The sequence below is a fragment of the Streptomyces sp. HmicA12 genome, from assembly GCF_000373565.1.
Taxonomy (GTDB): Bacteria; Actinomycetota; Actinomycetes; order Streptomycetales; family Streptomycetaceae; genus Streptomyces.
The window spans coordinates 110,663-124,497 of record NZ_KB891800.1 but is presented as its reverse complement, the minus strand read 5'-3'; the positions used below and the strand labels follow the sequence as shown (position 1 = coordinate 124,497).

Genomic DNA, 13,835 nt, shown 5'->3' with positions numbered 1-13,835 from the left:
GCGCGGTGCATATGACGCACCGTAGCGTCCGGAGTCCGCATGTGAGGAGGTGTTGTGAAGGTTGGGGAGTGCTGTTGCTCCGGAGTCGGTCGCTGACAACCTCGTCCGAGGGTCGGCGCGAGCCGACGACTGGAGAGGGGTGCCGATGAAGCCGTTCGGGAAGTCGTACCAGGAAGTCTTCCGCGCGAGCACCGAGGACCCGGAGGGGTTCTGGCTCGCGGCCGCCGGTGGGATCGACTGGGACGTGGTGCCCTCGCGGGCGCTGGACGCCTCGCGGGCGCCGTTCTACCGGTGGTTTCCCGACGGTGAGCTGAACGTGTGCCACAACGCCCTCGACCGGCATGTCGACGCCGGGCACGGGGAGCGGGCCGCGCTCGTGTACGACTCGCCGGTGACCGGGGCGCAACGCACGTACAGCTATGCGGAGTTGCGGGATCAGGTCGCCGTCTTCGCCGGGGTCCTGGCGGGGCTCGGGGTGGGGCGGGGGGACCGGGTCGTCGTCTACATGCCGATGGTGCCCGAGGCCGTCGTCGCGATGCTGGCCTGCGCGCGGATCGGGGCCGTGCACTCCGTGGTGTTCGGCGGGTTCGCGGCGAACGAGCTGGCCGTGCGCATCGACGACGCCGCGCCGAAGGTCGTCGTGTCGGCGTCCTGCGGCATCGAGGGGGCGCGCGTCGTCCCGTACAAGCCGCTGCTCGACCGGGCCGTCGAACTGGCCGCCCACCGGCCCGACGCCTGCGTGGTGCTGCAACGGCCGCAGTGCGAGGCCGAGTTGGGGGAGCGGGACGTCGACTGGGCGGCGGCCGTCGCCGGCGCCGAACCGGTGGGCTGCGTGTCCGTGGCCGCGACCGACCCGCTGTACGTGCTCTACACGTCCGGAACCACCGGGAAACCCAAGGGAGTTGTCCGGGACTGCGGCGGCTACGCGGTCGCGCTGCGCTGGACCATGGAGGCCGTGTACGACGTCGGCCCGGGCGAGGTCATGTTCACGGCGTCCGACGTGGGGTGGGTCGTCGGGCATTCGTACATCGTCTACGGGCCGCTGCTAGCCGGGGCGACGACCGTCCTGTACGAGGGGAAGCCGGTCGGCACACCGGACGCCGGGCAGTTCTGGCGGGTGGCGCAGGAGTACGGCGTGAAGACGCTGTTCACCGCGCCGACCGCGTTCCGGGCCATCAAGAAGGTCGATCCGGAGGGGGAGTTGGCGCGGCGGTACGACCTGGGCGCGCTCAGGTATCTGTTCCTCGCCGGGGAGCGCCTCGACCCCGAGACGTACCACTGGGCGGGTCAGCTGCTCGGCATCCCCGTCGTCGACCACTGGTGGCAGACCGAGACCGGCTGGCCGATCGTCGCCGATCCGGTGGGCATCGAGCAGGTGCCGCTGAAGGCCGGGTCGCCCACGCTGCCGCTGCCCGGCTGGGACGTCCGGGTGCTCGGCGCCGACGGGAAACCGGTGGCCGCGGGCGTGGAGGGGTCGATCGTGGTGAAGCTGCCGATGCCGCCGGGGGCGCTGCCGACGCTGTGGAACGACGACGAGCGGTTCGTCTCCTCGTACCTGTCGGCGTACGACGGCTTCTATCTGACCGGTGACGGCGGGTACGTCGACGAGGACGGCTACGTCTTCGTGATGGGGCGGACCGACGACGTCATCAACGTCGCCGGGCACCGGCTCTCGACCGGCGGCATGGAGGAGGTCCTCGCCTCCCATCCCGACGTCGCCGAGTGTGCCGTCATCGGGGTCGCGGATTCCCTGAAGGGGCAAGTGCCGCGGGGTTTCGTGGTGTTGAAGGAGTCGAAGGAAGGCGACGAGCGGGATCCGGCCGTGGTCGCCGCCGAGCTCGTGCGGCTCGTACGGGACCGGATCGGGGCCGTCGCCTCGCTCAAGGACGTCGCGGTGGTGGCGGCGCTGCCCAAGACCCGGTCCGGGAAGATCCTGCGGCGGACGATGCGGGGGATCGCCGACGGGCTCGACGAGCCCGTGCCGTCGACGGTGGACGATCCGGCGGTGCTGGACGCGCTGCGGCCGGTGCTCACCTCACGCCCCGCCGACGATTGAGGAGCGCGGGCCGGGCGCGCAGTTCGCCGCGCCCCTGGGGACCTTGGAAAGGGCCTCCTCGGGCCGCAGCCCAGCGCCCTTCCGGAAGCGGGCGGCGAACGAATCCGGGCCGAGCGCGGCCCGCGCCCGTGCCGTCACCCGGTCCACGTCCCCCCGTTCCGCCGGGGGCAACGGCGCCCCGGCCGCCCGCCTGGCCGCGTCCGCCGCACCCAGCAGGAGCGCGGCGGAACCGGAGTCGCCGGACAGTGACAGGGCGCCCGCCAGGCCCTCCAGGGTGAGGGCGTAGGCGCGGGGTTCGGCGAGGACGCGGGCGGCTTCCAGGCCCCGCAGATGGTGGGCCCGGGCCGCGCCCGCGTCGCCGCGCAGCTCCGCGAGGAAGCCGAACTCGGCGGCGAGGAGGTGGTCGCCCGCGCGGGAGGGCAGGTCGCCGAAGCCGTCGCGCAGGTCGACGAGGTGGGCCTCGGCGACATCGAGCCGCCCCGACCGGCGGGCACCGAGCGCGAGGCCCATCCCGGCGTGGATCTCCCCGTACTTGTAGCCCTGCTCGGCGGCCCGGACGCGGGCCCGCTCGTGCAGATCGCGGGCCCGGTCCCAGTCGTGGCGCAGCAGCGCGACGCGGCCGAGGCCGGAGAGGCGGGCGGCGACCTCGGAGGCGAGGCCCAGGTCGCACGCGATGCGCAGGCCCTCCTCGTTCAGCCGCTCGGCCTCGTCGTACGCGCCCTTGATCTCGGCGAGCGTGGCCAGCGGCTGGATCGTCTGTGCCGCGCCCCACTGGTCGCCGAGCCGGCGAAACGTCTGTGCCGCGCGCCGGCCGTCCCGTTCCAGGGCGGCCAGGTCACCGCGGAAGAGGGCGTGCATCGCGCGCAGGGCGAGCATGGCGGCGGTGGACCAGGGGTCGTCGGGGCCCGCCGGATGGGCGTCGAGGTGGCGGCCGCAGGCGTCGAGCCGACCGCTGCCGAACAGGCCGTACGCGTAGAGCCAGTGGGCCGGCGAACCCGCCTCCGCCGCGAACGCCACGTCCGCCGCGGCAGGCCCGGCCGCCCCGGTCAGCAGCCCGAACGCGGCGTGCAGCAAACGCAGTTCGGCATCTCCGGGCGCCCGAGGCACGGCCGACAGCGCGCGGTACGCCTCGGTCCACCGCCCGCGCAGCAGCCACCACCAGCCGAGCGCGGCGCCGAGCCGCACTGCGGCGGCCGGGTCGTGGCGCACCGCCTCGTCGAGCGCGGCCCGCAGATTGCCGGACTCGGCGTCGAGTCGCACGAGCCACTCCCGCTGGTCACCGCCGCGCAGCAGGGGCGCGGCCCGTTGCGCGAGAGCGAGGTGGTGGCGCAGGTGCCGGGCGCGTACGGCGGCGACGTCGTCCGTCTCCGCCAGGCGTTCCAGGGCGTACGCGGACACGGACTCCAGGAGCCGGTAGCGCGGCCCGGGTCCGCCGCCGGGCCCTTCCACCACCACGACCAGGGAACGGTCCACCAGCCGCGTGACCAGCCCGAGCACGTCGTCACGGGCCACGTCCTCACGGGCTGCGTCTTCACGGGCCACGTCCTCACGAGCCACCTCCCCGCCCGTCTCGTCGCCCGCGCCTTCATCCGCGCACACCGCCTCCGCCGCGGCCAGGGTGCAGCCGCCCTGGTGCACGGCGAGCCGGCGCAGCACGATCCGCTCGCGCGCGCCGAGCAACTCCCAACTCCAGTCGATCATCGCCCGCAGGGTCCGCTGCCGCGCGGGCGCACCCCGCTGCCCGGCCGCCCCGAGCAGCCGGAACCGGTCGTCGATCCGTGCCGCCAAGTCCCGTACACCCAGGGCCCGTACGCGCGTCGCGGCCAGCTCGATGGCCAGCGGGATGCCGTCGAGGCGGCGGCAGATCTCGGCGACGGCGTCCCGGTCCGCGACCGGGTCGAAGCCGGGCGCGGACGCGGCGGCCCGCTCGCCGAACAGGCCGATGGCGTCCGCCGGTCGCAGCGGCTCGACGGGGTGCACGGTCTCCCCCGACGCGGCCAGGCCCAGGGGTTCCTGGCTGGTGGCGAGGACGCGCAGGCCGGGTGCGGAGCGCAGCAGCGTGTACGTCAGCTCGGCCGCGGCGTCGACGACGTGCTCGCAGTTGTCGAGGACCAGCAGGAGCCGCCGCGCGCGCAGGGCGTCGGCCAGATGCCGTAGGGGCCCGCCGTGTGCGGTGGCGTGCGGCGCGGCGTGCGGCGCGTCCTCGCGTAGGCCGAGGGCGGCGGCGACGGCCTGCGCGAGGTCGTCCACGTCGCTGTCGCCGTGCAGGGCGGCGAGTTCGACGAGCAGGACGCCGTCGGGCGCGTGCGGCCCGGCCCGGCCGACGGCGGCCGCGGCTTCCAGGGCGAGACGGGTCTTGCCCACGCCACCGGGGCCGGTGAGCGTCACCAGACGGTGGGCGGCGAGCAGGCCGTCGAGGGCGCGGAGGTCCTCGGTGCGGCCGACGAGGGGAGTGGTGGGGGCGGGAAGGTTCACCGCGCCGCCGCCGGGCCGCGCGTCGACCGTGCCGATACGGCCCCGCGCCCCATCGGGCCGCTCGTGGCGGAGGACGGCGGTGTGGACGGCGGCCAGTTCGGGGGACGGGTCCACGCCGAGCTCGTCCGCGAGCAGCCCGCGCACCTCCTCGTACGAGGTGAGCGCCTCGCTCTGCCGGCCGGACAGGTACAGCGCCCGCATGTGCAGGGCCCGCAGCCGCTCCCGCAAGGGGTGCCGCGCCACGAGCCCGGCGAGCTCACCGGCGACGACGTCGTGCCGTCCCGCCTCGATGCGGGCGGCGGCGCGCTCCTCCAGCGCGACGAGCCGCAGCTCCTCCAGCTGCGCGGCCGACGCGCGTACGGAGTCGGCGTCGGCGAAGTCCGCGAAGGCGGGCCCGCGCCACAACTCCAGCGCACGATCGAGGAGTTGCACCCGCTCCCGCGCGCCCACCGCGACCCGCGCCCGCTCCACGAGCCCCCGGAACGTGACGGCGTCCACCTCGGCGCCGTCGTCGAGGACGAGCCGGTACCCGGCCCCGTCCCGCAGCACGCGCTCCCGACCTACGGCCCGCCGCAGCTGAGACACCTTCGCCTGCAGCGAGTTGGCGGGATTCCCCGGCGGCCGGTCTCCCCACACCGCGTCGACGAGCCGGTCCACGGAGACGGCCCGGCCCTCGTGCGTGAGCAGCACGGCGAGCACGCCGCGCACCTTCGCCTCGGGGACCCCGACCAGCTCCCCGCCGTCCCGCTCCCGGACGACGAGTCCCCCCAACACCCCGAACCACATGCGAAAACGGTACCGAACGCGCCGCCGCCCGGGGTCGACCGTCAGCAACCCGTCAGCGAACCCGAAGCCCCTCCCGCCAGGCTCGTCCCGACGACCACGAACCCCCGGCACGGGAGCCCCCATGACCACCTACGCAGGCCGGACCGAGGTGGCGAAAGGCAGCAGACCGCCCCTCCCCGCCCTCCTCGCCCTGGCCACCGCCGTCTTCGTCACGAGCCTCACCGAGACCCTCCCGGCGGGCCTGCTCCCCGCCATGAGCCGTTCCCTCGGCACCACCGAGTCGGCGACGGGCCAGACCGTCACGGTCTACGCCGCCGGAACCTTCCTCACCGCGATCCCGCTCACCGCCGCCACCGCCGCCTGGAACCGCAGGCGGCTCCTGCTCACCGCCATGGCCGGGTTCGCCGCGGCCAACACGGTGACGGCGCTCTCCTCCTCGTACGCCCTGACGATGACGGCACGGTTCGCGGCGGGCGTCGCGGCCGGCCTGGCCTGGGCCCTGCTCGCCGGGTACGCGCGCCGCCTCGCCCCGCCGAACCTGGAGGGCAAGGCCCTCGCGATCGCCATGGCGGGCATCCCGGTGGCGCTCTCCGTCGGCGTCCCGGCGGGCACCTTCCTCGGCTCGGCGCTCGGCTGGCGCACCGCGTTCTGGGCGATGACGGCGCTGACCGTGGTCCTGCTCGGCTGGATCCGCCTGGCCGTCCCCGACCACCCGGGCCAGGAACGCGCGGCCCGCACCCCGATGCTGCACGCGCTGCGGGTCCCCGGCGTCCCCGCGGTCCTCACGGTCACCCTCGTCTTCGTCCTGGCGCACACGATCCTCTACGCGTACATCGCGACGTTCCTCGACGACCTGGGCCTGGGCGGCTCCACCGATCTGGTCCTGCTGGTCTTCGGCGCGGCGTCGCTCGTCTCCATCGGCGTCGTCGGCGCCCTCGTCCACCGCGGCCTGCGCGCCCTCACCCTCGCGGGCACCGTCCTCGTCGCGGTCGCGGCCGCCGTCCTCGCCCTGTTCGCGGACTCCACCGCCCTGATCTACGTCGCCGCCGCGCTCTGGGGCCTCGGCTGGGGCGGCGTCCCGACGCTGCTGCAGACGGCGGCGGGCCGCGCGGGCGGCCAACAGGCCGACGCCGCGCAGGCGTTGCTCGTCACCCTGTGGAACGCGGCGATGGCCGGCGGCGGCGTGGCAGGCGGCATCCTGCTCGACCTCTCCGGCACGACAGCCCTCCCCTGGGCGGTACCCCTCCTCCTCACCCCGGTCCTCGCCGTGGTCCTGACGTCCCGCAGACACGGCTTCCCGACCGCCTGAACCCGGCCGATCCCCGGCGACTACTCGAAGCCGGCCGTCGCCGGGTCCGCCGCCAGGCACCACGCGAGCACCGACGGCCAGGCCCCGTAACCGTCGTCCAGGGACAGGTGCCCGGCGCCCGCGACCACGTCCGTGGCGATCCCCAGCGGACGCCCGTACGCGACGACGGCGCCTTCGGGGCAGCACGGATCGGCGTCGCTCGCCACGATCCGGGCGCCCACGACCTGCCCGGCCACCGGCCCGGGCGGCGCGAAGCCCGCGATCTCCGGGTGCCCGGCGACGAACGACGCGGAGGGCGGCGCCACGAGCAGGACCCGCGCCACGGCCCCCTCCGGCACGAGCCCGCGGGCGACGGCGTGCAGCCACACCAGGCAGCCGAGACTGTGGCGGACGACGACGGGCGGCGCGGAGAACCCCGCCAGCCGCCGGCACAACTCCCGCACCCACAGATCGAGTTCGGGCTCATCGGGATCGGGCAGCTGCGGGTACGCGACCTCGTGACCCCGGGCCGCGCTACGCCCGCACCGACCTGCTGACCGACATCCTGGACGTGGCCCTGCCCCCGGGCCACCGCCTGGCGGACCGCCCCGCGGTGGACCTGCGCGACCTGGCGGAGGAACGCTGGCTCGTGGGCACCCCGGCGACCTGCTGCGGAGCGGTGACCCGTTCCGTGTGCGCGGCGGCCGGCTTTGAGCCGGGCCCGAGCGGCCCTGTGACTGCCCTCGGACTACGCCTAGGGCCCACGAGACGGTCGACCGTATGACGCACGTCACGCCACCGTGCCGTGCTCCGACTCCCCGGCGTCCCGGCCGATGCTGCGGAAGGTCGCGCAGCAAGTCGGCGACGCTTTCTGGGATCCGCCGAGCCCAGCCGCCCCAGAAGCCGACTGAGACGAAAACCGGGACGAAAACTGGGCCGGACAACGTCGCCCGGTGAGGCACTTGGCGGAGGATACGAGATTCGAACTCGTGAGGGGTTGCCCCCAACACGCTTTCCAAATGTTCGTCTGGGTGTCCGGCGAGAGCCAGGGATGTTCTGACCTGCAGGGATGCGGTGACCGGTGAGCCTCGTGAACGGTGGCGTACGCCGGTGAATGCAACCAGGACTGCAACCACGGAAGTGGGAGCAGCGTGAGTGTGTCCAGCGTGAGTGTGTCCAGCTTCTGCTCGTGGTTCCTGGTCAGCGGGAAATCGCTTCCTTACTCCCCGTTCTGCGACCAGGCCGCGGTGAGCGCGGTGACCGGGTCAGTGTCGGCTGGTGCCGCGGGCCACCATTCGCCGTCGTCGTCCTGGAGGTAGGGGTACCAGCGGGCGTCGGGGCCCAGACGCAGCTGGATGCCGTGGTGGGTGAGGGTGAGGCGGTTGCGCCAGGTTCTGAGGTGTGTGGGGGAGTCGGTCATCTCGGCGAGGGCCGCGTCCAGGGCGGTGCGGGCGGCCTTCATCACCGTCGTGTCGGGGGCGTAGGGGTGTTCGGCGACGGTGATGCCCGTGGGGCCGCCGTGGCGCCAGGCGTGGGTGAGGCGTGCGAAGGCAGTGGGTTTGGTGCCGGTGTTCTGGATCAGGTGGTGGAACCACTCGGGTCCGGGGTCGCTTGCGGCGATGCGGACGGCGTCCTGGTGCTGGGTCAGGTACAGGTCGGCGGTGTCGCCCGCGAGGAGCCGGGCGGCGCGCGCGGTGGCATCGGCCATGAGGCGTTCCAGGTCGGCGGCGGCCAGGCCGGCTCCGGATGGCGGGGTGACGGGCAGTGCTGTGGTGTGGGCGGCGGGTTCCGGGAGTTCGGGCAGTTCGGGGGACTCTTCGGCCCAGTGGGCGTACGCGGCGGCGGCCGGGATGCCGGCCGGTGCCGGTGGGGCGGCGGTCTCCTGTGCTGCCGTACGGAGTGCGCGCAGCTGGGCGAAGATCTCCTCGCGACCGCGGCCGCGCAGCGCGAAGAGCACGAATGGGTCGGTGTCGATGGTGGCGGCGATGGCGTAGCAGAGCGCGGCGGCGTGCTTGCAGGGGTATCCCCAGTCGGGGCAGGAGCACTCCGGATCGAGCTCGGTGGGCAGTGGGAGCAGTGGGACGCCTGCGCGCCGGGCGTCGTCCACGAGTTCGGCGGGCATCTCGTCGTCGAGAAGTGCCGCGAGATGTCCGGCGCGGGCCGCGATCGTGTCGAGCAGGGTGTCCCACTGGGGGCCGGTGAGGACGGGCAGGTGGACTGAGGAGCGGTACGGGCGCGGGCGGCTGCCCTGGACAGAGGCATTGACCTTGCCCGGAGCGATGGTGACCGGGCCGACCATGCCCTTGCGGGCGTAGGTGCGTCCGCGCGAGAGCCGTCCGGCGTCCAGGGTGGAGTCCTCCAGAGCGGCCACCCATGCCTGGCCCCACCAGGTCGCGGCGAAGGCTCGCTTACCGCGGGCGGGGGCACGGCGCGGGCCGGGGACAGCGGGATTCATGACTGCCTTCCCAGGGCGACGAGTTCGGCGAGGTCGGCGTCGGACAGTTCGGTCAGGGCTGCCTCGCCGGAGCCGACGACGGCGTCGGCGAGGGCGCGCTTGGCTTCGAGCAGCTTCGCCACCTTGTCCTCCACGGTTCCCTCCGCGAGGAGCTTGTGCACCTGGACGGGTTTGTCCTGGCCGATGCGGTAGGCGCGGTCGGTGGCCTGGTCCTCGACGGCCGGGTTCCACCAGCGGTCGTAGTGCACGACGTGAGTGGCGCGGGTGAGATTGAGTCCGGTGCCCGCCGCCTTCAACGACAGCAGGAACACCGGCACTTCACCGCGCTGGAATCGGTCCACCATCTCCTCGCGCCGTGCGACGGGGGTGGCCCCGTGCAGGAAGAGAGCGGGGACGCCGCGCTCGGCGAGATGCTTCTCCAGCAGAGCCGCCATTTGTTTGTACTGCGTGAAGACCAGCACGGATTCGCCTTCGGCGGTGATGGTGTCGAGAAGTTCGTCGAGCAGGTCGAGCTTGCCGGAGCGGCCCCGCAGGGGGGTGGACCGGCGCAGGCCCTGCTCTTTCACATACGGGGGCTCTTTCAAATACTGGGCGGGGTGGTTGCAGATCTGCTTCAGCGCGGTGAGCAGCTTGAGTACCAGACCGCGTCGGGCGATGCCCTCCGACTCCGCGATCTTCGCCATGGTCTCGCGGACCTGTGCCTCGTACAGGCTGGTCTGCTCGGCCGTCAGCGGGACGACGTGGTCGGTCTCGGTCTTGGGCGGCAGTTCGGGCGCGATGCCGGGGTCGGACTTCTTGCGGCGCAACAGGAAGGGACGTACGAGACGGGACAGGCGCTCGGCGGCCTCGGGATCCTCGCCCGCCTCGATGGCGCGGGCATGCCGGTCACGGAAGGCGGTGAGCGAGCCGAGGAGCCCGGGGGTGGTCCAGTCGAGCAGTGCCCACAGCTCGGAGAGGTTGTTCTCCACGGGGGTGCCGGTGAGAGCGACGCGGGCGCGGGCGGGCAGGGCACGCAGTTCGCGGGCGGTGACGGCGTAGGGGTTCTTGATGTGCTGGGCCTCGTCGGCGGCCACCAGCGACCAGGCTGTCTCTGCAAGCACTTCGCGGTCGCGGCGCAGCACCCCGTAGGTGACCAGGACGATCTCGTCGTCGGCCAGGTCCCCCAGGTGTCGGTCGCCGCCGTGGTAACGGCGTACGGGGGTGAGCGGTGCGAATCTGGCTGCCTCGCGCTGCCAGTTGCCGAGCAGGGAGGCCGGGCAGACGACAAGGGAGGGGCCCGCGGTGGTGGGGTCGTTCTGGCGGTGCAGGTGCAGAGCGAGCAAGGTGATGGTCTTGCCCAGGCCCATGTCGTCGGCGAGACAGCCGCCCAGGCCGAGTGCGCACATCTCGGCCAGCCAGGCCAGGCCCCGCTTCTGGTACTCGCGCAACGTGGCCTTGAGGGCGGCGGGCTGGGGCACGAGGGTGCGGGACTCGGGGTCGCGGATACGAGCGACCAAGTCGCCGAGCGCACCGACCGCCGCACAGGGGACCCGGTCACCGTCCGGCTCGGCCTCGCCGGTCAGCGCGGCGCTCAACGCCTCCATGGGGGTGAGCGGTTCCATCCGGCGGCGCTTGGCGCGGGCCACCAGCTTCGGGTCGGCGGCCACCCACTGGTCGCGAAGCCGGACGAGGGGACGGCGTGACTCTGCGAGAGCGTCCATCTCGGCCTCGGTGAGCGGCTCGCCGCCAAGGGAGACCTGCCAGCGGAAGTCGAGGAGGGCCTCGGTGTCCAGCAGGCCGCCCGCGGCGGAACCGGGGGCGGTGCGCTGCCCGATCTCCGCGGTCGCGGTGAGCGCCTTGACGAGGTCGCGCGGCCAGTGCACGTCGACACCGGCCGCGCGCAGCGCGTTCGTGGCGTCCCCGAGGAGATCGAAGGCTTCGTCGTCGGTCAACCGGAGCTGATCGGGAGCGGCATCGTCGAGCAGCCTCCGCAGCGGGGGCCAGGCGCGGGCGCCGCGGCGCAGGGCGAGAAGGGTCTCGGACTCGGCGCGTGGGCCGAGCAGACGCTCCACTTCGGTCGGCTCGCTCCAGAGGCGTGTGGCCTCGATGACGAGCGCCGGATCCGCCGCGGTGTGCAGTTGCAGGACGGCCCGGAACTGCCGTCGGCGACCTTCGGGTACGTCGACGCGCAGGGAGACACTGACCTCGGCGGTGAGCGCCGCCTGGGTTTCCTCGGCCCATTCACGCAAGGTGGGCACGGCGCGGGCCTCGCGCCAGGCGTACGGCAGCGCTCCCATGGCGAGCGGCGCGGCCGGCGTACGGACCAGCTCATCGGCGACCGCGTCGCAGAACTGGCGTACCAGCGCAGCCGGTTCGGCGATCCGTACCGGAGCAGGGCCAGGCTCGGGCAGGCAGTGGGCGTGTGGCGGGAAGGCGGCGGCCAGGGCGTCCAGCGTCTGGCGCTGGGCGGCGGTGCAAGGACCCACCTGCCAGGTGTCGTAACCGGCAGGGGTGAGGGCCGGGTGGAGGCGGCCGTCGGCGAGCAGCCGCAGCGCGAAGCGAGTGGCGGCCTGCCAGGCGGCGCCGGAGGGATGCGTCGGCTCCGCATCGGCCAGGGCGGAAACAGCGACGGCGACAGGCAGCGCGTAACCCTCGACCCTGCGCCGCCTGACCGAGCGGCCGTGCGGCAGGACCAGCTCCACCGCCTCGGTCTCAAGGCCGGTGGGCACCGTACTGTCTCCGGCTGCCGCCCCGGTCGGCCTCCACAGCAGGAGCCGCCCAAGGCGGGCGGGCTCACCGGGCAGGAACACCGCCGCCCAGCCGGCGCCGAGCAGCTCCCTCAAGAAGGCGGATGTTTCCTGCCGGGACAGCGGCGGTGCGCTCCTCGCGCCCGTACTCGACCTCGGCTCTCGTACGACGACTCGTGCCACTCTCTTCCGCCCTGTCGCTCGCCGGACCCTCCCCAGGGCCGCTCACTACCGAACCCCACCAGGCAACGTCACACGCTGGCAACCGCGAGCCTCGGTTTGACTGCCGGCGACGGTGCCACGACGGATACGGCGCTGCTGAACACACCGGTCCTCAGCCGTACGGTGCAGCGCTACGGTGAGGTCGTGAGCACCTGGGACCCAGCCGCGCCGGAGGCGTTGATCGAAGAGGCCACCGTCGACGCCTACGGCGAGGACGAGCAGCTCACCGGCTTCTTCACGATGATCGAGGAAGGCCTTGCTGTGCCCTTCACCACGACGGTTCTCGGCGTCGAGGTGAGCGTGGTCGGTGTCGATCTGGTCGAGGACGGACGCGTGGTCGCACGCTGCGCCCGGGGGTCGGTCCGACAGGACATCGGAATTCTGGACCTGCCGCTGCCGGAACCCGTCCCCGAGGGCTGGCAATGGATCGAGGCATACCGCCACTGCCCGCTGAACCGGCGCGTCGCGCAACTGCCCGGCTGAGCCCCTGCTCGAACGGACAGTCGCCCCGACTGCCGCTGACCGGACCGACTGCGGGAACAGACAGCACGCACCGCGCATACCGCAGTATGCTTGCGGCTATGGCTGACACCACACGCATCACGGTGACACTCCCCACCGAGCAGGTGGCGGAGCTGAGGAAGATCACGGACAACATCTCCGGCTACGTCGCCGAAGCGGTCGCCAGGCAGATCCGGCACCAGCTCCTGGGGGCCGACCTGCGCAGCCACACGGACGAGCACGGGGCCTTCAGTGAGGAAGAGCTGGCCGAGGCGCGGGCGCGTATCTTCGGTACGACGTCGGCCGCCGGCGGCGCGAGCGCCGCGTGAGCGGGCACATCGAGACCGTCGTCCTGGACAGCGAGGGGCTGTCGGCCTGGGTGGTGCAGGACCGGAAGGTTCTGGCGATGTTCCAGGTGTTCCACGACATGGGAGCGGACCTTGTCGTCAGCGCCAACACCATCGTGGAGGTGAGCCACGCCAGGGTGAACCTGCCCCGACTGCAATGGGCGCTCTCCCGGGTCAAGGTGGAGCCGATCACGGATGCGGCGGCCAAGGAGGCGGCCCAACTGCTCAAGGGCGCCGGTCTGCACGGACACAAGCACGCGATCGACGCCACCGTCGCGGAAGCGGCCTTGCGTCAGCCTGGCCCGGTCGCCATCCTCACGTCGGATGTCGATGACATGACCCGGCTGTGCGGCAGCAAGGTCCGGATGATCGGGCTATGACCGCGGCATCGTCCCGGGACCATGGACAGCTTCGCGTGGATCCGCCGAGACCAGAGTCGCCGCTGGCCAACCCGTGATGGGTGAATAAGGCAGCGCCGGACGCGGGGCATGACTGCGTTCGGTGTCAAAGCTCCTCAGGGCGCAACGCCTTGGCGACGCTCTCTGGGAGCCGTCCACGGACGGCCCAGGACCCAACTGGGGCGAGAACTGAAACTGGGACGGACAACGTCGAAGGGCCCCACCTCGCGGTGGGGCCCTTCGACGTTAGTGCCCGGTGAGGCACTTGGCGGAGGATACGAGATTCGAACTCGTGAGGGGTTGCCCCCAACACGCTTTCCAAGCGTGCGCCCTAGGCCTCTAGGCGAATCCTCCGCGGCAAACAATACAAGACGTTGAGGAGTGCTCGCGAACTCGTTCCCACCCGGCCGGAGCATGTACTCTTGGCGCAGCCCCTCACGTGGCGCTATCTGACTGAACTCCCCCAGGGCCGGAAGGCAGCAAGGGTAGGTCGGCTCTGGCGGGTGCGTGGGGGGCGTTTGCGTTCCCGGGGCCCGGCCCCGGACTGGTAGCGGGTCTGGTTGTCAGTGCGCGCCTATACG

At 73.0% G+C, this 13,835-nt stretch carries 9 protein-coding genes, 1 tRNA gene, 1 other RNA gene and 1 pseudogene; 7 read left to right on the top strand and 5 right to left on the bottom strand.

The genetic code is table 11. The annotated features are described in order from the left end of the window. Window positions 1–145: 145 nt before the first annotated feature. Complete coding sequence (locus B072_RS0108805; protein WP_018529569.1) at window positions 146–2,056, top strand: propionyl-CoA synthetase; 1,911 nt, start codon at window positions 146–148, stop codon at window positions 2,054–2,056. Here B072_RS0108805 and B072_RS42870 read toward each other — a convergent pair. Further along, a complete protein-coding gene (locus B072_RS42870; RefSeq protein ID WP_018529568.1) occupies window positions 2,036–5,317 on the bottom strand; it encodes a BTAD domain-containing putative transcriptional regulator in 3,282 nt (1,093 codons plus the stop codon). The genes B072_RS0108805 and B072_RS42870 overlap by 21 nt on opposite strands. A 121-nt stretch (window positions 5,318–5,438) precedes the next feature. On the opposite strand from B072_RS42870, the gene B072_RS0108795 reads away from it, so the two are divergent. Continuing rightward, window positions 5,439–6,626, top strand: a complete 1,188-nt coding sequence (locus B072_RS0108795; protein WP_018529567.1) for an MFS transporter — start codon at window positions 5,439–5,441, stop codon at window positions 6,624–6,626. A gap of 20 nt (window positions 6,627–6,646) precedes the next feature. Here the strand turns inward: B072_RS0108795 and B072_RS42865 are convergent, their stop codons facing one another. Beyond that, entirely contained in the window at window positions 6,647–7,069 is a 423-nt protein-coding gene (locus B072_RS42865) for an alpha/beta hydrolase (RefSeq protein WP_234018825.1), read from the bottom strand. A 47-nt stretch (window positions 7,070–7,116) separates the two neighbouring features. Here B072_RS42865 and B072_RS46365 point away from each other — a divergent pair. Beyond that, a pseudogene (locus B072_RS46365) lies at window positions 7,117–7,389 on the top strand (LysR substrate-binding domain-containing protein); the annotation flags it as partial. 435 nt (window positions 7,390–7,824) lie between these two features. On the opposite strand, the gene B072_RS0108785 reads toward B072_RS46365, so the two are convergent. Both B072_RS0108785 and B072_RS0108780 read right to left on the bottom strand, forming a co-directional pair. After that, entirely contained in the window at window positions 7,825–9,060 is a 1,236-nt protein-coding gene (locus B072_RS0108785) for an SWIM zinc finger family protein (protein WP_026245596.1), read from the bottom strand. Further along, window positions 9,057–11,882, bottom strand: a complete 2,826-nt coding sequence (locus B072_RS0108780) for a DEAD/DEAH box helicase (protein ID WP_018529564.1) — start codon at window positions 11,880–11,882, stop codon at window positions 9,057–9,059. The genes B072_RS0108785 and B072_RS0108780 overlap by 4 nt, the downstream gene beginning before the upstream one ends. 270 nt (window positions 11,883–12,152) lie before the next feature. Between B072_RS0108780 and B072_RS42860 the strand changes: the two genes are divergently transcribed. From B072_RS42860 to B072_RS0108765, 3 genes are all read left to right on the top strand, one after another. Then, window positions 12,153–12,491, top strand: coding sequence for a hypothetical protein (locus tag B072_RS42860; RefSeq protein WP_051127135.1), 339 nt, complete (start codon window positions 12,153–12,155; stop codon window positions 12,489–12,491). A 98-nt stretch (window positions 12,492–12,589) separates the two neighbouring features. Beyond that, entirely contained in the window at window positions 12,590–12,838 is a 249-nt protein-coding gene (locus B072_RS0108770) for a hypothetical protein (RefSeq protein WP_026245595.1), read from the top strand. Next, window positions 12,835–13,236, top strand: a complete 402-nt coding sequence (locus B072_RS0108765) for a hypothetical protein (RefSeq protein WP_018529561.1) — start codon at window positions 12,835–12,837, stop codon at window positions 13,234–13,236. Before B072_RS0108770 ends, B072_RS0108765 begins: the two co-directional genes overlap by 4 nt. 284 nt (window positions 13,237–13,520) lie before the next feature. Here the strand turns inward: B072_RS0108765 and B072_RS0108760 are convergent. Beyond that, a tRNA-Ser gene (locus B072_RS0108760) sits at window positions 13,521–13,608 on the bottom strand. Between the two features lie 72 nt (window positions 13,609–13,680). Here B072_RS0108760 and ffs point away from each other — a divergent pair. After that, window positions 13,681–13,779, top strand: an RNA gene (gene ffs / locus B072_RS45950) — signal recognition particle sRNA small type. Window positions 13,780–13,835 lie beyond the last annotated feature (56 nt).

Coding starts and splice junctions, on each gene's coding strand:
- B072_RS42870 (WP_018529568.1), bottom strand. CDS start 5,317: ATGTGGTTCGGGGTGTTGGGGGGACTCGTCGTCCGGGAGCGGGACGGC.
- B072_RS0108770 (WP_026245595.1), top strand. CDS start 12,590: ATGGCTGACACCACACGCATCACGGTGACACTCCCCACCGAGCAGGTG.
- B072_RS0108785 (WP_026245596.1), bottom strand. CDS start 9,060: ATGAATCCCGCTGTCCCCGGCCCGCGCCGTGCCCCCGCCCGCGGTAAG.
- B072_RS0108805 (WP_018529569.1), top strand. CDS start 146: ATGAAGCCGTTCGGGAAGTCGTACCAGGAAGTCTTCCGCGCGAGCACC.
- B072_RS0108795 (WP_018529567.1), top strand. CDS start 5,439: ATGACCACCTACGCAGGCCGGACCGAGGTGGCGAAAGGCAGCAGACCG.